A 24961-nucleotide genomic window follows, 5' to 3' on the forward strand; every position below is an offset into this window, starting at 1 on the left:
CTAGAATGTAATCATGAAAATTGCTCAAATATATCGCTTTCCTGTTAAAGGGCTACCAGGCGAAGCAGTCAGTTCGGTCGCAGCCAAAAAGGGAAGCGGGCTAGAGGGCGATCGCTGTGTCGCCTTCGGAAACGGCACAATTGAGCACCAAGACGGGCAGTGGCAGAGCTGCCTAAGCTTCACTATTCTCAAGAACAACAAGAGCCTGCAAAAGTGGCAAGTTGAATCCAGTTTTCCACTTATCACCATGACCGCGCCAGCATCTACAGGTGCGGCACCATTGACCTTTGATGCCAGTAGCCAGCATGGCAGGGATGCCGCCAGCGCCTATCTGTCGAATCACTTGCCGGCGCAGGGGCCAAAACCGCGAAGATTGGTGTCTGCACCGCAAGGAATGTTCGATTCGCGACTGTCGGGCATTTCGATTATTAACCCCAATACGGTTGCGGAGCTGTCGCGAGTATCCGGGGTGCACTTGGATCCCCGGCGGTATCGAGGCAACCTTGTGGTGGAAGGCCTGCCCGCATACTCGGAATATGGGCTTATTGGCAAAGTGCTGCGCATAGGCGAAACCCGTATTGCCATTACCAAATCAATCGCCCGTTGCTCAGCAACCTCGGTAAATCCGGATACTACCGAAGTCGATACCAACGGACCCCGTTTGCTGGCAACGCACTTTGGCCACGTTCACTGTGGCATTTATGGAACCGTTCTGGAATCCGGGGTCTTGGAGACTGGCGCCTCAATTGAAATAGAAAACGAAGCAACAGAAGCCGAAGAACTGGTTCCAGTGAAGATCTCTCCACGGTTCATGACCATACTTCGAAACGAGGACTTGGGCTCAGGAGTAGTCGAACTGCTGCTTCACGATCCTTACGGATGGATTAAGTCTGAGTATGAACCGGGCATGCATCTAAGGGTTCACTTGCCAGATCCGCTGTGGAGAAATTACACCATCACCTCGGTGAGCGACCGGGGCATTAGTATCGCCGTTCGCATCCAAGGTGAAGCTTCAGCGAAAATAGCACAGCTGCAGGAGGACGAGCAACTTCTTGTCTCAGGGCCGTACGGTGTGCTGACCTCGGCTAATGTACTAGGCTCCAGCACTGCCATCGTCAGCGCTGGAATTGGCATCACTCCTGCTTTGGGGCTGCTCGGGGATGCTGCAGCGGTGAATGGCAGCCAAGATCTGAGGTTCATCCATGTCGAACGTGGCGGAGCCAGTGCCTTGTACTGCCGGCTGGAACAGATGGCTGCCGGGCTGAAGGCGCCAATCAGCTTGGATCGCATCGACACCTCCGAGGGGCGGCCAGCGGCTGCTGCGATCGCAGCACGACTACGCGGTTGCAGCAGGGTGGTGGTGTGCGGGCCTGAAGAGTTCACCAAGATGGTATTCGAGGCGTGCGAGCAAGCGGGAATTTCTGCTTCGCAGATTTACAGCGAAACCTTCGCATCACCAGCGACCGATCTGGAACGCCTTTTTGAGAACTATCCGCCCGCAGAAGTCTCTTGTCGTGGGAGCGAAAAGAATTTCACCTGGAGTGCGGAGAATGGAGTGTTGCTTGATGCGCTGGAAGAGCAAGGGCTTGAACCGGCTAGTCTTTGCCGCTCGGGTTCTTGCGGCGAATGCGCCGTTAGCCTGCTCAGGGGCAGGATTTCCTACCCGTTGGAGCCGAGCGCCCGCGTAGCACCGGGCCAGATCCTCGCCTGTATGGCCGTACCAGCAGGCGATATTGAACTGGACGCATGAACCACGCGGGCGGTGCGCTATCGATTGAGGGCTAGTGCCCCTCTGCGAACTCAGGCAGGCGGATCATGCCTTCCTGGGCGACGGTCGCGACGAGCTCGCCTGCCTTGTTGTAGAACTTTCCCGCACCAAGTCCGCGGGCCGACGAGGCCGATGGCGAATGAAGTACGTAGAGCAGCCATTCATCGACTCGGAAATCCCGGTGCCACCACATTGCGTGATCGAGGCTGGCGATGCTCAAGCCGCGATGTACCCATGGCACTCCATGGGCTCGCAGGGCAGGCTCAAGTAGCATGTAGTCGCTCGCGTAAGCCAAGGCAGCTCGGTGCAGGGCGGGCTCATTGGGCATTGCCGAGGTGGTGCGCAGCCAAACCGCACTATCGGCAAGCTTGGCCGAATTTCCTGGAAGGTAGATCGGTTCCGAAACATGCCGGACGTCGAAAGGCCGTTCGAAAGCCCATTCCTTTGCCACTGGATGGTCCAGGTGCCCCACGAGATCTGCGGTAGTCGGAAGCGACTCGGGATCCGGGATTCCGGCAGGCATTGGATCATGGTGTTCGAGGCCGTTTGCCGGTTCCTGGAATGAGGTGATCATTGACAGGATCGGTTCGCCATTTTGGTAGGCGTGCACTCGACGTGCGGAAAATGAGCGGCCATCGCGCAGGCGCTGTACGCCGAAAGTGATGTTCTGGTTCGGGTCTCCCGGACGCAGGAAGTAACCGTGCAGGGAATGGATCGCACGGGTCGCTTCAACTGTACGCGTGGCGGCCATGATCGATTGGGCCAGAACCTGCCCGCCAAAGACGCGAGGTCGAGTCTGCCCAGGGGTATGGCCGATGAAGATATCCTCATCCGTGCGCGCCTGGTCTTCTCCATCCAGATTCAACAGATCCAGCAGGATCTGGGTGGTGCCTAGGTCTTCGGTCACTGTGCGGGCTCCTTGGAATGCGATAGCGGAACAAAACCAAATTTAATGCTACTCGAAAGTAATATTTTCAGTTGAGATTCGGGCTCATAGGAAAACTATACGTTTCACGGAGCAGCATCACGCCATGAGCAAAGTCGCCACGCGTAGTTGCCGCTCCGTGAGACGATAAATATATGGCTAGTGATGCGGTGATTTTCGACGACAGTAATTCAGTAAGCGACTTAGCGAACTTTATTAGCCGGGCGAAAACAATTGAAGATGATGCGGCCCAATTCGTCGCTCGAAATACGGCCTTGGCTGTCTATGTACCTGTTTTGGTCCCTTCCGACCTCGGTCAAGGCGGCTATACCATCCTCGGAATGCGAGTTCATCGCTTGGCGCAGCCTGCAGATCTCAAGGCCAGCTATTCCTTGGCATCGATCCAGGATCGCCTTGCTCGCATGGGGGAGTCAACCGTCGACTTCGCGCTCCCACCGGTTGAAGAGAATCCTAAATGGGCTGGGATCTCCGTGCCGGTCTCAGGCTGGGAAGATGCAGGAGCCGTAGCGAACGACATGCTAACTTCCTCAGCTCAAAACGGCATCGACGCCGTCGCCCAAGCATTGCCGGAAAACCCGGGATTGCCTGTGCTTGTGCAGATACGGCAGCGAATTTGGGCTGCGGATGTGCAAGGAGAAGATTTGAAGATTCCTATGGGCTCCGCATTTGCCATGCATGCCTTGGGTTTCCTGGCGCCTGGCGGGCAAAGCCGAGTATTCCGCAATGGCAGTTGGACTCGACTGAGTAACGAGCGAGGGCATGTCCTTGTCCGCAAAGCCTCTTTGCTCGGCTAAGCAGTAATAAGGATATGGACTAGAACTCGCCCGTGGCGGTTCTAGTCCATAAATTCTTAGAGCAGATTCCGGTGTTCATCCGGAGTGTTCAGCAACGAGTGAGCCGCACGCTCAAAGTAGTCCCGAAGGGTTTCGGCCTGCAGCATTGGCAGCTCTAGCTGGTCGATAGCCTTGTTCATATGGCCCAGCCAGACATCACGGTAGTGGCCGTTCACCGGGTAATTTGCATGACGCATGCGGAGCCGAGGGTGGCCACGATGCTCGGAGAACGTTGTCGGACCACCCCAGTATTGTTCCAGGAACAGCTGGAGGCGAACTTGGGCAGCCCGAAGCTCCTTCTCTGGATACATCCGACGGAAATCCTCGTCTTCGGCAACGGAACTGTAGAAATTCTTGGTCAGCTGAGCGAAAATCTCGCGACCGCCAACCTCTGCGTAGAAGGTACCGGGATAGTTGGCAACGTCGATCGGCGTTTCGGCGGCATCCAAGAATTCTTGGCTGGATCGGCCTAGAACCAGGGGATTGCTGAAGGGATCCTTTTTCGGGTCATGTGCAAGTGGCAGGTTTTCAGTCATTCGTAAAAATCCTCAGGAGGAGCTAGGGGATACCGGCTCGTGGAGAACCGGGAAGTTGACGGACCGGGCGATGAAGCAAACCTTGTTCGCCTGGGAGTGGAGCGAATCGGCAAGTTCTCGTTGGGATTCATCGGCAAGGTAAACGACGGGCCGCAAGATGGCTTGGGTGAATTCACCGCTGTTATCCCGATTGAGACGCAGTGTTCCAGAAGCATCGTCCGTATAACCCGTGATATTCACGCCGTGGGTAACTGCTACATGCAGATACGAGAGCATGTGGCATTGGCTCAGGGCAGCAAGCAGGAGTTGTTCTGGATTCCAGCGATCGCGATCCCCATGGAATGTTGGATCCGCGGTGCCCGGCAAATCTGGCAAGCCCGATGCGCGCAATACATGGTCCCGGCCGTAGCTGCGGTAGCTTTCCGTTCCGGTTCCACGATTGCCTGTCCATTCGAGCCCTACCCGATATTCATGTTGCGAGAGGTCCATAGGTCTATTCTCCCACTTTTAACCGAAAGGTGGCGGCGGCTTCCGCATTGAGCAGAAGCCGCCGCCACCATCCGAGCGACCCTAGATTTCTAGTGCCTCGGCGTCCGCCCGACGCGCAGCGAGAGCCCGGACCACGTCGGCACGCGATTCCACCAGCAGACGGCGCATCGCCGCGTGCTTGGATCCCAGGGATTCCAGGAATGCATCCGTCTGGTCCAAAGTTTCCTGCGAGACGTTGGAGCTGGGGTAGAAGCCGATCACAATCTGCTTGGCCATCTCATGCGAGTAGGATTCCCACGCGTTGACGAGCAGCCCGAAGTAGTCCTCGGCGTATCCGGAGATCAACGCGTTCTGGTGCACGTTGTTGAAACCGGAAATGACGGCGCTTTGCTGATCGTTGGACAAGGTAGCAGCGGTTGCCGCCCCGAATGCCTCTGCCTTTGCTTCTGCAGTTGGGCGGGAAGCTCGCGCGGTGTACCACGACGCCTTGCCCTTGGCCGTGTCGTCGCTGGCCAGAACTGCGTCGAGATCAGCATCGCTCAGGTAGCCGCCGGCACTCAGCGCGATTGCGAAGGACCAGCGCAAATCGGTGTCAACGGCCAGGCCTGGCAAGCTTGCCGAGCCGTCGAACAAGTTCCTGACGCGATCCAACTGGGCGGCGGCGCGCGAGCGGTGCGCGAAGGCCTTGACGAACTGCAGCTGCGCGTCGGAGCCTGCTTCAGCATTGGAAGCCAGCTGCCACAGCTGGTCGGCAGCCTGCACCGAAAGTTCTTCGCTGCGTTCTGCAGCAACAAAAAGATCCAGCGAGGTGTTCAGCTGGCGCAACAGCACCATGATCACCGTGGAATCCACCTCGTGGCCAATATTGTTCAGCAGCAACTGGACGTAGGTGCTTGCAGGGGCTTCGGCATCACGTACAGAGTCCCACGCGGCTGACCAAACAAGAGTGCGCGGCAGCGACTCCTGGAAGTCCTTCAGATGCTCGGTGGCAGTCGCCAAGGAAACTTCATCCAGGCGGATCTTCGCGTAGGTCAGGTCATCGTCATTGAGCAGAACCAAATCCGGGCGCTTCATGCCGGCCAGCGCGGGAACGAAGGTGAGCTCGCCATCGATATCAAGTTCTTCGCGGTGCACGCGCTGCAGCGTTCCGGCCTCATCGAGCGAGTAGAAGCCAACAGCAAGTCGGTGCTGGCGCAAAGTCGGGAACTGGGCAACGGCGGACTGGCGAATGGCAAAGGACGTAATAGCACCGTCATTGCCGGTTTCAATTTCGGCTTTGAGGGTGTTCACACCAGCGGTTTCCAGCCAGGATGCGCCCCAGCCGCTGAGATCGCGGCCGCTGGCGGCTTCCAGTTCCTTGAGCAGGTCTGGCAGCTCGGTGTTCTTCCAGGCATGCTTGGCGAAGTACTCGCGTACGCCAGCCATGAATTCTTCCTGGCCTACGAAAGCTACCAGCTGGCGCAGAACGCTGGCCCCCTTGGCATAGGTGATTCCATCGAAGTTGACCTCTACGTCTTCAAGGTCATTGATCTCCGCGACAATGGGGTGGGTGGAAGGCAACTGGTCCTGGCGGTAGGCCCAGTTCTTCTCCAACGTATTGAAGGTGGTCCAAGCGCTGGTGAACTCGGTGTTCTGCGCGGCCGCCAGAGTGGACATGAATTCTGCGAAGGACTCATTGAGCCACAGATCGTTCCACCACTTCATGGTGACCAGGTCACCGAACCACATGTGTGCCAGCTCATGCAGGATGGTGATCGCGCGGCGCTCAATCATGGCACCGGTTGGACGGGAACGGAAGATGTATTCCTCGAGGAAGGTCACCGCTCCAGCGTTTTCCATGGCGCCTGCGTTGAATTCGGGAACGAACAACTGATCGTACTTCTCGAATGGGTATGGGGTGCCGAAGTTCTTCTCGTAGAATTCGAAACCCTGACGGGTCACGGTGACGATGTTCTCGACGTCCAGGTACTGCATCATGGATGCGCGGGCGAAGACACCCAGCTCGATGGTGCGGCCGCTGGAGGAAACCAGCGAATCGCGGGCGACCTGGTAGGGGCCTGCGATCAGGGCAGTGATGTAGCACGAGATCCGCTGGGTTGGGGCAAAGGCCCAAGTTGCTGAATTCCCGTTTTCCTCTGGCGCAGGAGTCGGGGCGTTGGAAACAACGTTCCAGTATTTTGGCGCGGTGACCGAGAACTGGAAGGTGGCCTTCAAATCAGGCTGCTCGAAGACGGCGAACATGCGCCGGCAGTCCGCGACCTCGAACTGGGTGTACAAGTAGACTTCCTGGTCCACTGGGTCTACGAATCGATGCAGGCCTTCGCCGGTGTTCATGTACAGCGCGTCCGCGTCGATCACGAGTAGGTTTTCTGCGGCGAGGTTCGGCAACTGGATACGGATGCCATCTGAATGCTGCGCTGGGTCCAGCTCGACGCCATTGAGATTGATGGAGCGTACCGAGTCGGTGACTGCATCAATGAATGTCGAAGCGCCGGCGGTGGCGGAGAACCGCACCGTAGTCTTGGAAGTGAAGACGCGCTCACCGCGAGTAAGATCCAGGCTTACCTCATAGCTGTCAACGTTGAGCAGATTTGCGCGTTCGCTGGCCTCGGCGCGAGTGAGGTTCATTCCTGGCATGGGTTCTCCAATTCTTGGCGATGGCTATCCACCGGTGGAAGTTGTGAAATGAATATTGAATATCTGTCTATTGTGTCACCTTTGACCGGGCATTGCGCAAGTCATCGGGCCGAACAATTTACTCAATTTTCCAATAGCGTCCCGAAATTGCACGCTTTGGGACGCCTCGGAGACTTATTCGGTTCATACTCCGTGATGCGCAGCTGAGAAGTAGCCGGAGCGCGTGCCGCGGTCGCTATCCTAGATAGGAAAGTAAAAGAACCCTCCCTAGTAAATGAGGCAATCGACTATGCGCGTGCATATCGCTACTGACCATGCAGGACTTGAGCTCAGCGACTACCTGGTAAAGCACCTGACCGCCAAGGGCTACGAAATGGTCAACCACGGCCCGAAGTCCTATGACCCGGAGGATGATTACCCGGCATTCTGCATCAACGCGGCACAAGCTGTTGTTGATGACCAGCGCGCGGGCGTGGACGCACTGGGTATCGTCTTGGGCGGCTCCGGCAACGGCGAACAAATTGCTGCCAACAAGGTCGAAGGGATTCGCGCCGCACTGGCGTGGAACATGGATACCGCGAAATTGGCCCGTGAGCACAACAACGCCAACGTCATAGCCGTTGGCGGGCGCCAGCACTCAGTAGAAGAAGCTGCGGAACTTATCGAGGCCTTCCTCGCTGAACCATTTAGCGAAGCGGAGCGCCACGTACGCCGCATCGGCAAGATCGCCACGTATGAAACGACCGGCGAGGTCATCGACTAGTCGTGCCTGAAGGTCATTCCCTTCACCGACTTGCCCGCCAGTTCGACGATGTCTTTGGCGGGCAAACGGTCCTGGTTACTTCTCCGCAGGGCCGTTTCAGCTCCGATGCCGCGCGCATCGACGGCCATCAGCTGGAACAGGCCTTTGCCAAGGGCAAGCAGCTCTTCTGCCGCTTTTCCAACGATCTCTATCTGCGAGTGCATCTGGGGCTCTATGGCGCGTTCAATTTCGGGGGAGACAGCTACTTTACGGGTGCTTCCTCGATTGGCGCCCCTCGGAAGATTGGTGAAATCGAAGCCAGTGCCAGTACGGATGCTGAGAAGTACACCGGCCCGCCCGCACCGGTAGGAGCAGTTAGAGCGCGGATCGTTTCCGAACACGGCTGGGCTGATTTGCGCGGGCCAACTGCATGCGAGGTTCTGGAATACGAACAGGTCCAGATTCATCTGGATAAGCTCGGCCCGGATCCATTGATTGGGTCCGCAGTGCGTTTCAGGGCAGCCAAAGGCCAGGCTGATTTAGCGGACGCAGATATTCGGCTTGAAGCGGGCTTCAAGGAATTCCGGGCGAACCTGATGAAGACCAAGACAGCCATTGGCATCGTGCTCATGAACCAGGCGCTCATTTCTGGTGTCGGCAATATCTACCGAGCGGAAGCCCTATTCCGGAATCGAATCGCTCCGGAATTGCCGGCGAATGAACTCAGTGCTCAAAAGGCCAAATCACTTTGGTGGGACATCGTATCGGTAATGGAAGACGGCGTTCGCGATGGCAAGATCATCACTACCTTGCCCGAAGACCGCGACCCACAGGGCGTGGTTTGGCCCGATAACGCGTACTACGTTTATCAGCGGCAGGGAATGGGGTGCCGGAAATGTTCGGCGCAGATTTCCCTGGCCGAAATCGCGGCTCGCAAGCTGTACTGGTGCCCTCGTTGCCAGAAGCTTCCGCGCAAACATGTGAAGGCATAAGCTGCAGATTCGTCGATGGGACGAGCGGAGTTCTTTTCGTTCAGGCTCGTCGGCGTGTTTTGCTAACCATCACCGTACGGCAGTGATAAGGGAGAGGTGCCAAGTGAGACATGGAATCCCCGATTTGCAAAGCAAGAGTTTTATGGTCTAGACTGAATCTTGTTCGAAGCGCAGAAGCTTCGAAATGGGGATGTAGCTTAGTGGTAAAGCCTTAGTCTTCCAAACTAATGATGCGGGTTCGATTCCCGTCATCCCCTCCAAATGAAAAGGTCTCGCCGTGCGGGGCCTTTTCGCGTATCTGGACGAAGGCCGCTCTTTTCCTGGCCTCCTCTGCGTAGTGCAGCCATTTCGGGTCACTGCAGAAATGAGGCTCCGATAATGTTTGCGGCTTCCATTTTTTTCTGCTCCTGGACGTCAAATCGCATTCTTATGCATCGGCGGGGAGCGTTTTTCCCAGGCCCCTTCACTTCGTCAGCGGCGGAGAAGAGTCGTCGCCGAACGTCGCTAATTGATTCGATGAGCCTCGCGTTCCGGGGTGCAGCTTCGGGAATTGGCGATTTCCCGCTTTCAAATATGCCAAACTCGCACCCTCCTCACGCCTGCCTGGGAGCTGTTGGCATGGCGTCAGGTTTGCAAGCGTGACGCTTGGTTTCGACCGGGGTTTAGTCCAGCAGCCACGGATTATGTGCCGGGTCGCCGAGCAAAGCAACAGTCGCTGCTTGAACACCTGGAAAAAATAATCGGCCGCATCTGGGTCCCAGTCAATGCTTCAAAGGAGAATGGGTGGTTCTTGTCTTCCAGTCGGCCGGCGGCACTGGTGTTGCGGTCGTTCGAAAATCCACCTGTAATTCAACTCACGAAAAAGCGAGTTTTGGCTAAATTCTGGCTTGTGAAACGAGGAAAACCGCTAAATCATGCGGATGTCTTTCTGCAACATGCAAAATCCTCGATTTTGCTTTTGGTCCGAACCCGTGTAACTTAGTTTCTTGTGATCAGCACGGGAAACAAAACATTCCCGGACCGATTGCAAAACGGTTAGTCCAGATGAAACAAGCTTTCTTCTGAACTTTACCGGGGTGTAGCTCAGCTTGGCTAGAGCGCGCGCTTTGGGAGCGTGAGGTCGCAGGTTCGAATCCTGTCACCCCGACTTTATGGCTGAAGCTATTCAGCCGTAGAATTGAGAACTGAGAGATCAGTCCTCGTGAGTGGCGGAAATTGAAAAATTCTCGGTATTCAAGCAAAACGGTTAGTTGGAGCAAAGCATCGCTTGATGCGGCTTCCTGGCTAATCGGGGTGTAGCTCAGCTTGGCTAGAGCGCGCGCTTTGGGAGCGTGAGGTCGCAGGTTCGAATCCTGTCACCCCGACTTTACGAGTGAAAAATCTTCGGATTCAGCTCGTGAAATTTGAGAGCTAAATATAATTTAGATCTTGTGATCACTAAGAACCGTAAAAAGTAACTAGTAAGCATCACAAACGATTAGTGGATACAGGATAACTCGGGTTAGACTGTTCACTGCTAATCGGGGTGTAGCTCAGCTTGGCTAGAGCGCGCGCTTTGGGAGCGTGAGGTCGCAGGTTCGAATCCTGTCACCCCGACTCTGTCGAACAACCCCGCAACGCCACCATGTTGCGGGGTTTTTTGCAGATTAGACCTAATATTAGACAACTCAGGAGTACAACGCTGTGAAGAGCGCCGTCGAAAACGTCAACCCGACCCGGGTTAAGCTGACCGTTGAAGTTCCTTACGAGGAACTGAAGCCCCGCGTCGATGAGGCGTACAAGACCATCGCTCAGCAGATTCAGATCCCAGGCTTCCGCAAGGGCAAAGTTCCTGCAAAGATGATCGACCAGCGCGTCGGTCGCGGCCATGTCATCGAGACTGCCGTCAACGAAGGTCTGAACGAGTACTACCAGAAGGCAATGGTTGAGAACGAACTCACCCCGCTGTCCCGCCCAGAGGTAGACATCACCGAATTGCCATCCCTCGAAAAGGAAGGCGAAGGCCAGCTGGTCTTCACCCTCGAGGTAGACGTACGTCCGAAGGTTGAACTTCCGGACTACAAGGGCATCGAAGTTTCTGTTGAGGCCAAGGAAGTTGCTGACGAGGACATCGAGAAGGCTCTCGACGATCTGCGCGGCCGCTTCGGCACCCTGAAGGAAGTTGAAGCTCCAGCAGCTGCAGACTCCTTCGTGACCATCGACCTGACCGCTGCTGTAGAAGGCGAAGAAGTCGACTCCGCACAGGGCCTGTCCTACCAGATCGGTTCCGGCAACATGCTTGAGGGCATGGACGAGGCTGTTACCGGCCTGTCTGCCGGCGAAGACGCAACCTTCGAGACCACCCTGGCTGGCGGCGAGCACGCCGGCAAGACCGCAACCGTCAAGGTTGTCGTCAACGCTGTGAAGCAGCGCGAACTGCCAGAAGCTAACGATGACTTCGCTCAGCTGGCTTCGGAATTCGACACCATCGCCGAGCTGCGCGAGAACCTGTCGAAGGACGCTGCAGAGGGCAAGGTTGTCGAGCAGGGCGTAGAGGCTCGCGAGCTGGTTCTGGACAAGCTGGTTGAACTGGTTGAGGTTCCTGTTCCTGTATCGGTTATCGATGAGCAGATCGAGCAGCACTTCAACGCACCAGACGCTGAAGCAGACCACGACACCGAAGAGCACCGCGCAGAGGTTCGCGAGAACACCGAGCGTGCTTTCAAGAACGAGATCATCCTCGACGCTGTTGCAGATGCTGAAGAAGTTGGCGTCGAGCAGTCCGAGCTGATCGACTACATCGTTCAGACCGCAGGCCAGTACGGCATGGAGCCAAACCAGTTTGCACAGATGCTGGACGGCGCAGGCCAGGTTCCAATGCTCATGGGCGAAGTTCGCCGCCGCAAGGCACTTGCAAAGGTTCTCGAGTTCGCTAAGGTTACCGATTCCAACGGTGCCGCAGTTGACCTGACCTCCTTCGTCAAGCCAGCCGGTGAAGAAGAAGCTGCTGAGGTTGAGGCCGAAGAGGCCAAGTAGTCTTCACTAAACTCTGATGGCCATCGGCCGCTTGTTCAAAACAAGCCGCCGATGGCCATTTTTGTTCGCTGCGGGCGTGCATCATGCGCCGTGAGCGAAACAGGGGCATGAAACGGCCCAAGAATGGCTTGAAGTAAGTAATCTCAAAGTAACCAGTTGTAGCTATGGGATTAGAAACAGAGATTCCAGAAACTGATCTACACGTTTGGAAGAGGTAGAGAACATGTCAAATGATTCGCGCACTCCCACTATGGCAGCCGCAGAGCCGGCCGGCCGTGATGACTACATCTACAACCGCCTGCTCAAGGAGCGCATCATCTGGCTGGGCTCCGACGTCCGCGACGACAATGCGAATGCCATTTGCTCGCAGTTGCTGCTGCTCTCGGCAGAGGATCCTGAGAAGGACATCTACCTGTACATCAACTCGCCAGGTGGATCGATCACCGCTGGCATGGCCATCTACGACACCATGAACTTCATCCCGAATGACGTCGTGACCGTAGCAACCGGTCTGGCCGCATCGATGGGCCAGTTCCTGCTGTCCTCGGGCACCCCGGGCAAGCGTTTCGCTACGCCGAACGCCCGCATCCTGATGCACCAGCCATCGGGCGGCATCGGCGGTACCGCCTCGGATATCAAGATCCAGGCTGAACTGATCATGCACATGAAGAAGGTCATGAGCGAGTTGACTGCAGAACAGACCGGTCAGACCGTGGAGCAGATCCTCATCGACAACCAGCGTGATAAGTGGTTCACCGCAGAAGATGGCTTGAAGTACGGCTTCTTCGATCAGATCGCAACCCACGCAGGCTCGGTCAACGGTTTCGTAGGCGACGACAACAAATAGTCGCACGCATCGCTTGATACCCAAAGATTTGTCCTAGGAGAAAACCATGAACTTCAATCCGGAAGCCGTTAGCGGTCAAATGCCGTCGGCCCGCTACATCCTGCCACAGTTCGAAGAGCGCACCCCATACGGCTTCAAGCGCCAGGACCCATACGCAAAGCTATTCGAAGATCGCATCATCTTCCTCGGCGCCCAGGTTGATGACGCATCGGCCGATGACGTGATGGCCCAGCTGCTGGTCCTGGAATCCATGGACCCCGAGCGCGACGTTACCCTGTACATCAATTCGCCAGGTGGTTCCTTCACCGCGATGACTGCAATCTACGACACGATTCAGTTCATCCGCCCAGAGGTCCAGACCGTGTGCCTTGGCCAGGCGGCGTCCGCAGCAGCAGTACTGCTCGCAGCTGGTACCCCGGGCAAGCGTTTGGCCCTGCCTAACGCGCGCGTATTGATCCACCAGCCAGCAATGGGTGGCGGCGAACGCGGCACCGCGACTGACCTGCAGATCCAGGCCGAGGAAGTTATGCGCATGCGCAGCTGGCTGGAAGAGACCATTGCCTCCCACTCCGGCCAGGACGTTGAGAAGGTGCGCGGCGACGTGGAGCGTGACTTGTTCATGACTGCTAGCGAAGCCAAGGTGTACGGCATCGTAGACGAGGTATTGACTCCTCGTAAGCTGAACCGTGCTCAGCTGGGAAGCTAGCGCATACTTGGAATAATCCATGATGAATGGCGGTTTACCTAGTTGCTGGTCTGTCCAAAGGCAGACGGCACAACACAGGTAAACCGCCATATTCATCTAATTTGGGGGACTACTAGCCTAGAATTGAGTAAGTCCACAGCTACTCAAGTAAACGGGAGAATGGTGCGATGGGACGCATGGGTGAAGGCTCGGATCTGTTGAAATGCTCTTTCTGCGGGAAGAGCCAGAAGCAGGTTAAGAAGCTAATTGCAGGCCATGGTGTCTACATTTGTACTGAATGCATCGAACTCTGCAACGAAATCATCGCTGAAGAGTTCGCCGAAGAGCAGGTGCACGAAGAGTTCTCCTTGGCTAAGCCACGCGAGATCTTCAACTCGCTGCAGGAATACGTCATCGGCCAGGAGAACGCCAAGCGTGCTCTCTCGGTCGCTGTCTATAACCACTACAAGCGTATCCACGGCAACCAGGACCACGGTCCTGTTGCGGCGCTGACTAACGATGACCCGCTGGATGATGTGGAAGTCTCGAAGTCCAACATCATGCTTATTGGTCCTACCGGATGCGGTAAGACGTACCTGGCGCAGTCGCTGGCGAAGAAGCTGAATGTTCCTTTCGCTGTCGCCGACGCTACAAGCCTGACTGAAGCAGGCTACGTGGGTGAAGATGTGGAAAATATTCTTCTCAAGCTGCTTCAAGCTGCCGACTATGACGTCAAGAAGGCCGAGACCGGCATCATCTATATTGACGAGATCGACAAGATTTCCCGCAAGAGCGAGAACCCTTCGATCACCCGGGACGTTTCCGGTGAAGGCGTCCAGCAGGCGCTTCTGAAGATCCTTGAAGGCACTGTCGCTGCGGTGCCGCCCCAGGGTGGCCGCAAGCACCCTCACCAGGATTTCATTCAGCTCGACACCACCAATATCCTGTTCATCGTTGCCGGCGCCTTTGCCGGACTGGAAGAAATTATTTCTTCACGGGCAGGGCAGAAAGGCATCGGTTTCGGTGCTCCGCTGAAAGCGCTGAAGTCGGAGACCGCTTCCTACTCGGATGTTCGGCCGGAAGACTTGCTCAAGTTCGGCCTGATTCCAGAATTCATTGGTCGCCTGCCGGTGATCACCACGGTGGAGCATCTGGATAAGGACGCGCTAGTGCGCGTACTGACCGAACCAAAGAACGCACTTCTCAAGCAGTACCAGAAGATGTTCCAGATGGATGGCGTAGCTTTGAGCTTCGACCAGTCGGCACTGGAAGCAATCGCAGAACAGGCTATTGCGCGCGAGACCGGCGCGCGTGGTTTGCGGTCGATTCTTGAGGAAACCCTTGGCGGCGTAATGTTCGACCTTCCAAGCCGCGACGATGTTGCCGAGGTGGTCATTACTCGGGCAACCGTCATTGACCGTGAAGATCCCACGTTGCTCTCTCACGCGATGGTGGCCAAGCGCGATATGAAGTCCGCCTAGCCGTATTCAAAAATTCTCTTCGGAAGAAAGTTGGTAGTTCATGGCTGAACGTCAGCAAGTAGATTTTTGGTTCGATCCAATCTGCCCGTTCGCTTGGGCGACGAGCCGCTGGATCAAGGAAGTGGAGAAGGTCCGCGACATCGACGTGAACTGGAACGTCATGAGCCTCTCGATGCTTAACGAAGGCCGCGACCTTCCAGCTGACTACCGCGCCAAGATGGACATCTCATGGGGTCCGGTGCGGGTGGTCACGCGTGCTGCCCAGGAACACGGCGAGGGAGTCAAGGACAGCTTGTACACCGCCATGGGTGAACTATTCCATTACGAGAAGATCGAAGATCGTGATGAAGTCATCGCCAAGGCGCTGAAGAAGGCGGGATTGCCGGCGGAACTCGCTGAAGCTGCGAATACCGATGCCAACGATGACGTGCTGCGCTCGAGCCACGAGGCAGGCATCAACTTGGTGGGGCAGGATGTAGGCACGCCAATCGTCGCCGTTGATGGCGTTGCTTTCTTCGGTCCGGTCATTACCCGTATTCCAACTGGGGAAGATGCAGGAAAGATGTTTGACGCTGCGGCGCAGCTCGCATCCTTCCCGTACTTCTTCGAAATGAAGCGCACTCGTACCGAAAGCCCGGTTTTCGACTAAGCGGGAATTTTCTGTTCCAAGGACGTTGTCTCATTGCGAGGCAGCGTCCTTGGTTTTTAATCAGTGAAGGCGCTTGGCATGGAGGGCCGGGTGTTCGCCCTCCGATGCCACTAATCCACGGGACGATTGGCTATCCGCCGACGGAGGAAGGTGCGCCATCAAGGCGCCGATCCGCATGGGCCGGACCAGTATTCTGTGCATCCGCCATTCGTTGCACCGGTGCTTCACCTTCTCGTCGGATCGCGGAGCACGCGGTTCATATTGGCCAGGGACGGTTCCGCAGTCCAATTGGTGCGTCGTTCGAACCTCCGTTTCTTAGGCTCGGATGATGACTCATCAATCCAGGGCAACGGCGCGCGGCGGGCGGACAGTTCAAGCTGCCTTTGCAGAGTGCGCAGGCGTCATCGGATTGCAAGGCAAGTCGTGGAGGTAGGCCGTCGGCATCGGCAACCGGCTCTATTGGGTGTCGAATAAGTCCAATTTTAAAGCCTAATTAATGCATATTTTTTCCTACAGGGCAGACATCGCGGAGCCGGGAAAGTATCTGTTACCGAAGCTTCTATTTCATATATTCAGACACGCTTCTCCGGTCTCGCGCGGCAAGGCCGGACTCTGGGCGTGTGATTCGGCTCACTGGTATTCAGGGGCTGGTTTGAAATCACCAGAAATGCACGGGCTCGTTCGAAGGGGAGTCGTGGCGCCGGGGAATCGATTGAAAGTATCTGTTTCAAAACTATTTCGCTTCACAACTTGGTGGCCGTTGCAGGTCGGTGACGCGGCGGGCGGAGGAAAATATTCCTGTAGAAAATGCTTGAAGTGTGTGTTTGACTGTTTCCCACGAGTGCAACAGCACCCCCATCGATAGTGGCAAAGAAGCCACTGGACAAGGAGTTAAATCGTGCAGATTCGTTCTCTAATTACGGATTCATCCAAGGGCAAGGGGCGCCGCAAGCTGGCAAGCGCCGCGGTTCTTGCAGGCGCGCTGATGCTCGGCGTGGCACCGATGGCCTCGGCAGCGCCGACGACCACTGGTGGCGACGTCGAGTCAATCACGATCTCGGAACAGAAGGCTGACGCAGCGGTATCCTACTGGACCGCGGATCGGATGAAAGCCGCAAAGAACGCAGATTCACTCGTAGCTGGCAAGTCGGGTTCGGCTGCCAAGGTTGAAGCCGGCAAGCCGGCCAAGGTCGCCGGTCATGGCGCGCAGGCGGCAGCCGGAAAGCAGGCCCAAACGAAGGGTGGCAAGACTCGCGCTACCCAGGAAACACCGGTTTCGCACATCGGCAAGGTGTTCTTCACTCTCGGCGGATCAGACTACGTGTGCTCTGGCAACGCTGTCGTCTCCGCCAACGAGTCGACGGTCTCCACCGCTGGCCACTGCCTGAATGAAGGACCCGGTTCATTCGCAACCCGTTGGGTCTTCGTTCCAGCCTATGAAAACGGCAAAGCACCCTACGGTTCCTTCGCAGCGACCGAGCTGGTGGCACCAACTGAATGGTCAAATGGCGGGGACATCACCTATGACACAGGCTTCGCCGTGGTCAGCTCCAGCGGTGGTGCGTCCTTGACTGATGCTGTTGGCGCTTCGGGGGTCGCCTTCAACCAGGCGCGCGGAGAGTACTACACTGCTTACGGCTACCCAGCTGCTTCGCCATTCAACGGCGAGACCTTGCAATCGTGCAGCGGATACTCCAGCGACGATCCGTTTGGCCAGTCCCAGTCCCAAGGCATTCCATGCAACATGACCGGCGGCTCGTCCGGTGGCCCATGGTTCCTGGGGAGTGGATCTAACGGCTACCAGAACTCTGTGAACAGCTTCGGCTACAGCTCGGTGCGCGACACCATGTTCGGACCGTACTGGGGCTCGGTGATCCAGCAGGCATACCAGAGCGCGCAGAACTAAGCACTAATAACCCAGCAGCTGGACATCGATGGGGATCCAGCTGCTGGCTGCAAGTAGATGGGAAGAGAAGATGACCGACGGAAATTCGCCAGCTGCCGGGTCAGAAGACTCGGTCCAGAAGCATCGTCTTGAGTCCAGCGCGGAAGACCAACTGGAACACTTCACCGGCGAACGTCGACGCGCGGCTCGGCCCATGGAGAAAACCGTCCAGTCTCCACCCGAGACGGATGACCCTGATGCGGGGGAGGAGCAAGGGCAGAAATAGCAAAACCGGTTGCCATCCCGATGACGGGATGGCAACCGGTTTTTCTGGTTCAACTGCTATTCGGTTTCTTCAGCCGGAGCCAATTCAACGTTGGTGACAGTCATTTCACCGTCGGCTTCAACCAGGGTCAGCTCACGGGCGTTCGCCGCGGACTTCAAGTCCTCGAATCCTGCCTTGAGCTGCGCAACCTGAGACGCTGGAGCGTGGATCTCGCCCGAGAGCACTTCGGTACGCTGCTTGACCTTCGCATCGGACTTGGCCTTGCGGATGCCCGAGAGAGCGACGCCAACCAGTGGCAGTACCGCCGGGTCGGAGCCCTCCACTGCAGCGGACAAGTGCCCGGTGCTTGGCCACTGGGTCAGGTGCACCGACCCGGTGCGCCACCAACCCCAAACCTCTTCGGTAGCGAATGGCAGGAATGGCGCGAACAGCCGCAGCACGGAATCAAGGGTGGTGGCCAGGGTAGCCAGAACCGACGCCTGCTCGGCTTCGCCGTGGCCGCCGTAGGCGCGGTCCTTGACCAATTCGACGTAGTCGTCGGTGAACGACCAGAAGAACGACTCGGTGATATCCAGCGCGCGAGCATAGTCGTAGTTGTCGAAAGCGCGCTGGGCGTCTTCGATAACGGTCGACAGGCGAGCGAGCAGCGAACGATCCAGCCCGTTGGTGACTACCGAAGCGTCATCGGTCAAGACGTTGGCGTCGGTCGCGCCCAAGTTCAGCACGAACTTCGAGGCGTTGAGGATCTTGATGGCCAGGCGGCGGCCGATCTTCATCTGGTTGATTTCATACGCGGTATCGGCACCCAGCTTGGCACTGGCCGCCCAGTAGCGTACGGCGTCCGCGCCGAACTTATCCAGGACTTCGTTAGGTACAACCACGTTGCCCTTGGACTTGGACATCTTCTTGCGGTCCGGATCCAGGATCCAGCCCGAAATCGCAGCGTGCTTCCACGGAGCGTTGCCGTGCAGGGAATCTGCGCGAACCGCGGTGGAGAACAGCCAAGTACGGATGATGTCGTGGCCCTGCGGGCGCAGGTCGAAGGGGTAGACCTTCGAGAAGAACTCGTCGTCACGGCCCCAACGGCCAGCGATTTGCGGGGTCAGCGAGCTGGTTGCCCAGGTGTCCAGGACATCGGCATCGCCAATGAAGCCGTTAGCGGAGCCGCGCTGGTCCTCGGTGTAGCCGGTCGGCGCGTCTGCTGCCGGGTCAACCGGAAGCTGGTCGATGGTCGGCAACAGCGGCGCATCGTAGTTCGGTTCGCCGTGCTCGTTGACCTGGTACCACACTGGCACTGGTACGCCGAAGAAGCGCTGGCGGGAAACGAGCCAGTCGCCGTTCAGGCCCGAAACCCAGTTTTCGTAGCGCGAGCGCATGAACGACGGGTGGAAATCAATTTCCTGGCCGCGTGCGATCATCTGGTTGCGGCGTTCTTCATCACGGCCGCCGTTGCGGATGTACCACTGGCGCGAGGTCACGATTTCCAGCGGCTTGTCGCCCTTTTCGAAGAAGTTCACCGGACGGGAAATCTTCTTCGGCTCGCCATCAAGCAGGCCCGCGTCGGAAAGCATCTCGACGACGGTTTCCTTGGCGGAGAACACGGTCTTTGCCGAAATCTGGGCGTACGCTTCCTTGCCGGCCTCGGTGGTGATCCACTCGGGGGTGTCTGCAAGGATGCGGCCGTCGCGTCCAATGATCGGACGGGTTGGCAGCTGCAGTTCGCGCCACCAGGTCACGTCGGTCAAGTCGCCAAACGTGCACACCATGGCAATGCCAGAACCCTTGTCGGCCTGGGCCAATGGGTGCGGGTGGACGGTGACGGGAACTCCGAAGATCGGCGAGGTCACGGTCTTGCCGAACAAGTGCTGGTAGCGCTCGTCATCCGGGTGGGCCACTAGCGCGGCGCAAGCAGCGAGCAGTTCCGGGCGGGTGGTCTCGATGAAGACCTGCTCGCCGTTTTCAGCGTCGAATGCATAACGGTAGTAGGCGCCGGGCATTTCCCGGTCTTCGAGTTCGGCCTGGGCCACTGCGGTACGGAAGGTCACGTCCCACAGGGTTGGAGCTTCAGCCATGTAGGCGTCGCCCTTTGCCAGGTTGTCCAGGAAGGCGCGCTGCGAAGTTGCACGCGAATTGTCGTCGATCGTGCGGTAGGTCATGCGCCAGTCCACCGAAAGGCCCAGGGTGGTGAACAGCTGCTCGAAGACCTTTTCGTCTTCGACCGCCAGCTCTTCACAGATCTCGATGAAGTTCTTGCGGCTGATGACATCCCAGTCGCGCTGGTTCTTCGCAGGCTTTTCCGGTGGACGGTAGCCCTCGATGTACGGCTTGGTCGGGTCGCAACGGACGCCGAAGTAGTTCTGCACGCGGCGCTCGGTAGGCAAGCCGTTGTCATCCCAACCAAGTGGGTAGAACACGTTCTTGCCGATCATGCGCTGGTAGCGAGCCAACACGTCGGTCTGCGTGTACGAGAACATGTGTCCTACGTGCAGCGAACCCGAAGCGGTTGGCGGGGGAGTGTCGATGGAGTACACGGCTTCGCGAGTCGTGTCCTCATTGAAGTGATAGGTGCCCTCGGTGCGCCACCGGGACGAAAGACGTTCTTCCAAGCCTTCCAAAGCGGGCTTGTCAGGAACGGAAACCGTTGCGGGCGTGTCTGTGCCCAAGTTTTCTTCTGCCATACGTCTATTCTTCCATGTTTTGCCCGGCGCACAGTCATTGTTGCCCATGGCTTGCACCACGCCGCTGTCCAGCCGGGACCAGCTGGATCAAAAGCCTGTGCCGGACCGGCGGCCCTTGGCTCAGCCGTCCTGCCGCGAACGCCGAATCGCCTTGTCGCCCGCACCAGCGGCACGGTGCACCCGGGCATAGCAGCGCCGTCTGGCGTTGGCGCATTCCTGCATGGCTCCGCTTACGCAAGATATTCCCTCCGATTGCATTCCTCCGGCAGCCGCGCCAGCTGCACGTTGCCGCCGCGCAGTAGGCGCAGGCGGGACAGCATCGGCCATGGCCCTGGCGGCACCGCCGACGCTCGCCGCCCTGGATTCCAGGCCCTGGCCCGGAAGAAAATCTTGCCGCATGAAATGTAAGAGAAATTCATGCCTTACCAACTGGTAATGATCTGGTTCTACAGTTGACGTATGACAATTACAGATAAGACTTCTTCCCGTTCGGCCGTTGTTACCGGAGCTTCCAGCGGAATCGGCCAGGCAACAGTCCATGCGTTGCGCGCACAAGGATGGACCGTCTTCGCAGTAGCCCGCCGGGCCGACCGCTTGGAAAAGCTCGCCGCTGAATGCGGTGCGATCGCGGTGCCAGCAGATGTCAGCGTGCAGGCAGATGTCGACGCACTGGTAGAAACGGTCACCGCGCAAGGCGGCGCAGATACGCTGGTCAATTGCGCCGGCGGTGCGCGTGGAACCGAAACCTGGGCCGACGCGGTCGATGAAAACTGGGACTTCATGTGGCAAGCCAATGTCATGGGAACCATGCGCTTGACCCGTGCACTGCTGCCCCAGCTTCGCGAGGCGCGAGGCACCGTCTTGAACGTTACCTCCACCGCCGCACTGGCCAGCTACGAAGGCGGCAGCGGCTACAACGCGGCAAAGGCCGCTGAACGTGCCATGACCCAGGCGCTTCGTCTTGAAGAAGTCGAGAACGGGCTGCGGGTAATCGAGATCCTGCCCGGCCTGGTGCAGACAGAAGAGTTCGCGCTCCGTCGCCTGGGAAGCCAGAGCGCCGCCGACAACGTCTACGCCGGTGTGGAGAATCCCTTGACCGGTGAAGACGTTGCCGAAGTCATCCGCTATGCGGTCAGCGCCCCGGCCCACGTGAATCTGGATGAAATTGTCATCCGCCCGCAGGCGCAGGCCGCCAACCACAAGCTAGTGCGCAGCGCCAAATAGGCGCCCAACAACATCGGTGAGGATCAATTCATGAGTCAAGCGACCCAGCAGAAGATACATGTTGTCGCAACATCCCACGGCACGGACAACGCCAACGGGCAGCAACTAATCCATGATCTGCGTGCCGACCTGGAACGGCGGAGCGAAGAGCGATTCCCGGTGCAGCTTGTCTGGCACGAAGCCTATGTGGATGTCCAAGAGCCCCGGCTTGAAACGGTTATCGCCGGTTTGCCTGAAGGCGAGCCGGCAGTGGTCTTGCCGCTGCTGGTCTCCGACGGCGTTCATACGACGCACGACATCGCGCAGGCGGTCGCCTCGCGCGCGGGAACCTCCGCCGCCCTGCCATTGGGTCCGCTGCCGGAGCTGGCCCAAGTCCTGGCGCAACGCGCCGCAGGGCACCTGGCCAACGACCCGCTCGTTGTCTTGGCGGCGGCGGGCACGAGATTGGAAGTCGGCCAAAACCAGGTCAAGAATCTCGCCGAGCAGCTCGCTGTCCTATTGGAGCGCGAAGTGCAGGTGGGCTACTGCGCAGGGGCCCAGCCGCGGATCGCTGACGTCGTGGGAAATGCTGCCGCGCGTCCAGTGCTCGTGCTCAGCTCGCTGCTCGCCGACGGATTCTTCCAGCAGAAGCTGGCTAGCACGGGGGCAGGCGTGGTGACAAGCCCCCTGCTTCCTGACGTAATGATTGCTCAATGTTTCCTTGTGCGACTGCAAAAGGCGCTCGAAGAGGAGCTTTTCATGTCTCCAGATGACGAAGTCCTAACTCGTTAGGCAACGCGTAGCCATGTGACACCGGCAGGTTGCCGACCCCCTGGGGGCAGTTCCTACGCTGGTGGACATGACGCAGACAACCACACCAGTTCGCTCCACAAGAGCGGCAAAACCCAACGGCCAATGGAAAATCGACGGCCCTGTCCCGTTGAATGCCAACGAAGAGATGAAGGCCGCCGACAACGGCCTGAACGTGCGCCAGCGCATCGAGGAAATCTACTCGAAGCAGGGCTTCGATTCCATTGAACCCGAGGATCTGCACGGCCGCTTCCGCTGGTGGGGCCTCTACACCCAGCGTGCCCAGGGGATCCCCGGCGGCAAGACGGCGACGCTGAGCCCAGAAGAACTTGAAGACCGCTACTTCATGCTGCGCGTGCGCATCGACGGCGGCGCCCTGACCACCGAGCAGCTGCGCGTCATCGGCCAGATCTCCACCGACTTCGCCCGCGACACCGCCGACCTGACAGATCGCCAGAACGTCCAGCTGCACTGGATCGACGTCGTCGATGTCCCGGAGATCTGGCAGCGGCTGGAAGCCGTCGGCCTGCACACCACCGAGGCCTGCGGCGACGTGCCCCGTGTCATCCTCGGCTCTCCGGTGGCAGGCATCAGCAAGGACGAGATCATCGATCCCAGCCCGGTGATCGCCGAAATTTCCCGCCGCTACATCGGCAAGCCGGAATTCGCGAACCTCCCGCGCAAGTTCAAGACCGCCATCACCGGCCACCCAAGCCAGGATGTCGTCCACGAAATCAACGACATCGCCTTGATCGGCACCGTCCACCCGGAACTCGGCCCCGGATACGACCTGTGGGTCGGCGGCGGGCTGTCGGCAAACCCCCGCCTGGGCGAACGCCTCGGCGCCTTCGTGACCGAAGAGCAGGCACCGGATGTCTGGGAGGGCGTTGTTTCCATCTTTCGGGACTACGGATACCGCCGCTTGCGCAACCGCGCACGCCTGAAGTTCCTGCTGGCCGAATGGGGCACGGAAAAAATGCGCCAGGTGCTGCAAGATGAGTACCTGGGCTATGAGCTGCCCGACGGCCCGTTGCCGGAGCAGCCCACCGAAGCAGGAGACCACAGCGGGGTCAACGAGCAGAAGGACGGCAAGTTCTATATCGGGTTGACCGCTCCGGCTGGCCGCGTATCCGGTACTGCGCTGACCGGCCTTGCCGATTTGGCCGAAGCCCATGGATCCACCCGGCTGCGCACCACCCCGCACCAGAAGATCATCGCCCTGGACATCGCCGAAGAGCAGGTGCAGGACTTCGTCGCTTCGGCTCGCGCCCTGGGCCTGGAGGCATTCCCCAGCTTGTTCAAGCGTTCGGCCATTGCCTGCACCGGTATCGAATTCTGCAAGCTGGCCATTGTGGACACCAAAGACACCATGATTGACGCGGTAGCAAAAATCGAGGATCGCCTGGCCGACCACGAGGGCAAGCTGCCTCGCCAGCTGTCTCTGCACGTCAACGGCTGCCCGAACTCCTGCGCCCGCATCCAAACCGCGGACCTCGGATTCAAGGGGCAGCTGATTACCAACGACCAGGGTGAACAGGTCTCCGGATTCCAGGTTCACCTCGGTGGCACCCTGGCCGGTTTCGAAAATGGCGAAGCCGCCCTGGGGCGCACGGTGCGCGGGCTCAAGGTCGCGGCTGATGAATTGCCCGAATACGTGGAGCGGGTAGTGAAGAACTACTCGGCCTCGGCTGCCGAAGGGGAATCCTTCGCTGCCTGGGCCCACCGAGCTGAAGAGGATGAGCTGAAATGAGCAAGCCGACCCCAGTACGTACCCGCAGCGAGGCTGAACTGCGGCGCATCGCCAAGCTGGGCGCCGCCGAGCTGGGCTGGGATGCCACAGCGGACCAGGTCGTCGCTTTCGCTGCTGAGCACCTCGAAGCCGAGGAGGTAGCGGTGGCCTGCTCGATGGCCGATGCCGTGCTGCCGCACCTGGTCTGCGCGCAGCTGCCCAAGGTCGATGTGCTGTTCCTGGAAACCGGATACCACTTTGCCGAAACCCATGGAACCCGCGACGAGGTGGCCCGCACGCTGGACGTGAACATCGTCGACGTGCTGCCTGCCTTGACCGTGGCCGAACAGGATCAGAAGTTCGGCAAGGACCTGTTCTCCCGGGATCCGGCCGCCTGCTGCCAGCTGCGCAAGATGGACCCGCTGGCCAGATCCCTGTCCGGATACAGCGCGTGGTTCACCGGGGTACGCCGTGACGAAGCTGAGACCCGCATCAACACGCCCCTGGTCGCTTTCGACGAGAAGCACGGACTGGTCAAATTCAATCCCGTGGCCCCCTGGAGCTTCGATCAGCTGATCGACTACGCCACCGGGCACCAAGTACCCGTGAACCTGCTGCTGTCCAACGGCTACCCGTCCATCGGATGCCAGCCTTGCACCCGGCCGGTAGCCGAGGGCGAGGACCCGCGGGCTGGCCGCTGGGCCGGGCTGAATAAAACCGAATGCGGAATCCACGTCTAAGGAGCGAATC

General features: G+C 58.4%; 20 protein-coding genes and 4 tRNA genes. 19 read left to right on the top strand and 5 right to left on the bottom strand.

Annotated features, from left to right (window positions below):
• Positions 1-13 precede the first annotated feature (13 nt).
• On the top strand, positions 14-1750 hold the full coding sequence (locus ACP3TE_RS15395; protein ID WP_332486833.1) for an MOSC domain-containing protein: 1737 nt from the start codon (positions 14-16) through the stop codon (positions 1748-1750).
• A 31-nt stretch (positions 1751-1781) separates the two neighbouring features.
• On the opposite strand, the gene ACP3TE_RS15400 is transcribed toward ACP3TE_RS15395, so the two are convergent.
• On the bottom strand, positions 1782-2675 hold the full coding sequence (locus ACP3TE_RS15400; protein ID WP_105659197.1) for an acyl-CoA thioesterase: 894 nt from the start codon (positions 2673-2675) through the stop codon (positions 1782-1784).
• 173 nt (positions 2676-2848) lie between these two features.
• Between ACP3TE_RS15400 and ACP3TE_RS15405 the strand changes: the two genes are divergently transcribed.
• Complete coding sequence (locus tag ACP3TE_RS15405; RefSeq protein WP_332486837.1) at positions 2849-3508, top strand: hypothetical protein; 660 nt, start codon at positions 2849-2851, stop codon at positions 3506-3508.
• Between the two features lie 56 nt (positions 3509-3564).
• Here ACP3TE_RS15405 and ACP3TE_RS15410 read toward each other — a convergent pair whose 3' ends face one another.
• The 3 genes from ACP3TE_RS15410 to pepN all read right to left on the bottom strand — a co-directional run bounded on the left by ACP3TE_RS15410 (position 3565) and on the right by pepN (position 7209).
• Positions 3565-4083, bottom strand: coding sequence for a globin (locus ACP3TE_RS15410; protein ID WP_105659199.1), 519 nt, complete (start codon positions 4081-4083; stop codon positions 3565-3567).
• A gap of 12 nt (positions 4084-4095) precedes the next feature.
• A complete protein-coding gene (locus tag ACP3TE_RS15415) occupies positions 4096-4572 on the bottom strand; it encodes an OsmC family protein (RefSeq protein WP_332486839.1) in 477 nt (158 codons plus the stop codon).
• Positions 4573-4653: 81 nt separating this feature from the next.
• A complete protein-coding gene (gene pepN / locus ACP3TE_RS15420) occupies positions 4654-7209 on the bottom strand; it encodes an aminopeptidase N (RefSeq protein ID WP_105659201.1) in 2556 nt (851 codons plus the stop codon).
• Positions 7210-7498: 289 nt separating this feature from the next.
• Between pepN and ACP3TE_RS15425 the strand changes: the two genes are divergently transcribed.
• From ACP3TE_RS15425 to ACP3TE_RS15485, 13 genes are all read left to right on the top strand, one after another.
• A complete protein-coding gene (locus ACP3TE_RS15425; protein WP_105659202.1) occupies positions 7499-7972 on the top strand; it encodes a ribose-5-phosphate isomerase in 474 nt (157 codons plus the stop codon).
• Between the two features lie 2 nt (positions 7973-7974).
• Positions 7975-8943: an Fpg/Nei family DNA glycosylase gene (locus tag ACP3TE_RS15430; RefSeq protein ID WP_105659203.1), complete on the top strand. Its 969-nt coding sequence runs from the start codon at positions 7975-7977 to the stop codon at positions 8941-8943.
• A 186-nt stretch (positions 8944-9129) separates the two neighbouring features.
• Positions 9130-9203: transfer RNA gene (locus tag ACP3TE_RS15435), tRNA-Gly, on the top strand.
• Between the two features lie 812 nt (positions 9204-10015).
• Positions 10016-10090 (top strand) — tRNA-Pro (locus ACP3TE_RS15440).
• A 142-nt stretch (positions 10091-10232) separates the two neighbouring features.
• A tRNA-Pro gene (locus tag ACP3TE_RS15445) sits at positions 10233-10307 on the top strand.
• Between the two features lie 157 nt (positions 10308-10464).
• Positions 10465-10539: transfer RNA gene (locus ACP3TE_RS15450), tRNA-Pro, on the top strand.
• 87 nt (positions 10540-10626) lie between these two features.
• Positions 10627-11958 carry a trigger factor gene (gene tig, locus ACP3TE_RS15455; protein WP_426734119.1) on the top strand — a complete coding sequence of 444 codons (1332 nt, stop codon included), beginning with the start codon at positions 10627-10629 and terminating at the stop codon, positions 11956-11958.
• Positions 11959-12181: 223 nt separating this feature from the next.
• Entirely contained in the window at positions 12182-12805 is a 624-nt protein-coding gene (locus ACP3TE_RS15460; protein WP_286134321.1) for an ATP-dependent Clp protease proteolytic subunit, read from the top strand.
• 46 nt (positions 12806-12851) lie between these two features.
• Positions 12852-13511, top strand: a complete 660-nt coding sequence (locus tag ACP3TE_RS15465; RefSeq protein ID WP_105658463.1) for an ATP-dependent Clp protease proteolytic subunit — start codon at positions 12852-12854, stop codon at positions 13509-13511.
• A gap of 167 nt (positions 13512-13678) precedes the next feature.
• Positions 13679-14971, top strand: a complete 1293-nt coding sequence (clpX, locus tag ACP3TE_RS15470; RefSeq protein WP_105658464.1) for an ATP-dependent Clp protease ATP-binding subunit ClpX — start codon at positions 13679-13681, stop codon at positions 14969-14971.
• A gap of 40 nt (positions 14972-15011) precedes the next feature.
• Complete coding sequence (locus tag ACP3TE_RS15475; protein ID WP_105658465.1) at positions 15012-15620, top strand: DsbA family protein; 609 nt, start codon at positions 15012-15014, stop codon at positions 15618-15620.
• A gap of 898 nt (positions 15621-16518) precedes the next feature.
• On the top strand, positions 16519-17526 hold the full coding sequence (locus tag ACP3TE_RS15480; RefSeq protein WP_402696083.1) for a trypsin-like serine peptidase: 1008 nt from the start codon (positions 16519-16521) through the stop codon (positions 17524-17526).
• A gap of 70 nt (positions 17527-17596) precedes the next feature.
• Complete coding sequence (locus ACP3TE_RS15485) at positions 17597-17791, top strand: hypothetical protein (protein WP_146112904.1); 195 nt, start codon at positions 17597-17599, stop codon at positions 17789-17791.
• 56 nt (positions 17792-17847) lie between these two features.
• On the opposite strand, the gene valS is transcribed toward ACP3TE_RS15485, so the two are convergent.
• Positions 17848-20469 carry a valine--tRNA ligase gene (gene valS / locus ACP3TE_RS15490; protein WP_105658467.1) on the bottom strand — a complete coding sequence of 874 codons (2622 nt, stop codon included), beginning with the start codon at positions 20467-20469 and terminating at the stop codon, positions 17848-17850.
• A 459-nt stretch (positions 20470-20928) separates the two neighbouring features.
• Between valS and ACP3TE_RS15495 the strand changes: the two genes are divergently transcribed.
• From ACP3TE_RS15495 to ACP3TE_RS15510, 4 genes are all read left to right on the top strand, one after another.
• On the top strand, positions 20929-21693 hold the full coding sequence (locus ACP3TE_RS15495) for an SDR family oxidoreductase (protein ID WP_133833253.1): 765 nt from the start codon (positions 20929-20931) through the stop codon (positions 21691-21693).
• A gap of 30 nt (positions 21694-21723) precedes the next feature.
• Positions 21724-22464: a sirohydrochlorin chelatase gene (locus ACP3TE_RS15500; RefSeq protein ID WP_105658469.1), complete on the top strand. Its 741-nt coding sequence runs from the start codon at positions 21724-21726 to the stop codon at positions 22462-22464.
• Between the two features lie 67 nt (positions 22465-22531).
• A complete protein-coding gene (locus tag ACP3TE_RS15505) occupies positions 22532-24232 on the top strand; it encodes a nitrite/sulfite reductase (protein ID WP_426734127.1) in 1701 nt (566 codons plus the stop codon).
• On the top strand, positions 24229-24951 hold the full coding sequence (locus tag ACP3TE_RS15510) for a phosphoadenylyl-sulfate reductase (protein ID WP_426734129.1): 723 nt from the start codon (positions 24229-24231) through the stop codon (positions 24949-24951). Before ACP3TE_RS15505 ends, ACP3TE_RS15510 begins: the two co-directional genes overlap by 4 nt.
• Positions 24952-24961: the final 10 nt, after the last annotated feature.

Source organism: Glutamicibacter sp. 2E12 (assembly GCF_050030965.1).
Taxonomy (GTDB): domain Bacteria; phylum Actinomycetota; class Actinomycetes; order Actinomycetales; family Micrococcaceae; genus Glutamicibacter.

What these genes read in the sequence shown, in the direction of transcription:
- ACP3TE_RS15425 (WP_105659202.1), top strand. Translation starts at nt 7,499, where the DNA reads ATGCGCGTGCATATCGCTACTGACCATGCAGGACTTGAGCTCAGCGAC.
- ACP3TE_RS15495 (WP_133833253.1), top strand. Translation starts at nt 20,929, where the DNA reads ATGACAATTACAGATAAGACTTCTTCCCGTTCGGCCGTTGTTACCGGA.
- ACP3TE_RS15405 (WP_332486837.1), top strand. Translation starts at nt 2,849, where the DNA reads ATGGCTAGTGATGCGGTGATTTTCGACGACAGTAATTCAGTAAGCGAC.
- ACP3TE_RS15465 (WP_105658463.1), top strand. Translation starts at nt 12,852, where the DNA reads ATGAACTTCAATCCGGAAGCCGTTAGCGGTCAAATGCCGTCGGCCCGC.
- ACP3TE_RS15505 (WP_426734127.1), top strand. Translation starts at nt 22,532, where the DNA reads ATGACGCAGACAACCACACCAGTTCGCTCCACAAGAGCGGCAAAACCC.
- ACP3TE_RS15395 (WP_332486833.1), top strand. Translation starts at nt 14, where the DNA reads ATGAAAATTGCTCAAATATATCGCTTTCCTGTTAAAGGGCTACCAGGC.
- ACP3TE_RS15475 (WP_105658465.1), top strand. Translation starts at nt 15,012, where the DNA reads ATGGCTGAACGTCAGCAAGTAGATTTTTGGTTCGATCCAATCTGCCCG.
- ACP3TE_RS15460 (WP_286134321.1), top strand. Translation starts at nt 12,182, where the DNA reads ATGTCAAATGATTCGCGCACTCCCACTATGGCAGCCGCAGAGCCGGCC.
- pepN (WP_105659201.1), bottom strand. Translation starts at nt 7,209, where the DNA reads ATGCCAGGAATGAACCTCACTCGCGCCGAGGCCAGCGAACGCGCAAAT.
- ACP3TE_RS15415 (WP_332486839.1), bottom strand. Translation starts at nt 4,572, where the DNA reads ATGGACCTCTCGCAACATGAATATCGGGTAGGGCTCGAATGGACAGGC.
- valS (WP_105658467.1), bottom strand. Translation starts at nt 20,469, where the DNA reads ATGGCAGAAGAAAACTTGGGCACAGACACGCCCGCAACGGTTTCCGTT.
- ACP3TE_RS15510 (WP_426734129.1), top strand. Translation starts at nt 24,229, where the DNA reads ATGAGCAAGCCGACCCCAGTACGTACCCGCAGCGAGGCTGAACTGCGG.
- ACP3TE_RS15410 (WP_105659199.1), bottom strand. Translation starts at nt 4,083, where the DNA reads ATGACTGAAAACCTGCCACTTGCACATGACCCGAAAAAGGATCCCTTC.
- ACP3TE_RS15500 (WP_105658469.1), top strand. Translation starts at nt 21,724, where the DNA reads ATGAGTCAAGCGACCCAGCAGAAGATACATGTTGTCGCAACATCCCAC.
- clpX (WP_105658464.1), top strand. Translation starts at nt 13,679, where the DNA reads ATGGGACGCATGGGTGAAGGCTCGGATCTGTTGAAATGCTCTTTCTGC.
- ACP3TE_RS15485 (WP_146112904.1), top strand. Translation starts at nt 17,597, where the DNA reads ATGACCGACGGAAATTCGCCAGCTGCCGGGTCAGAAGACTCGGTCCAG.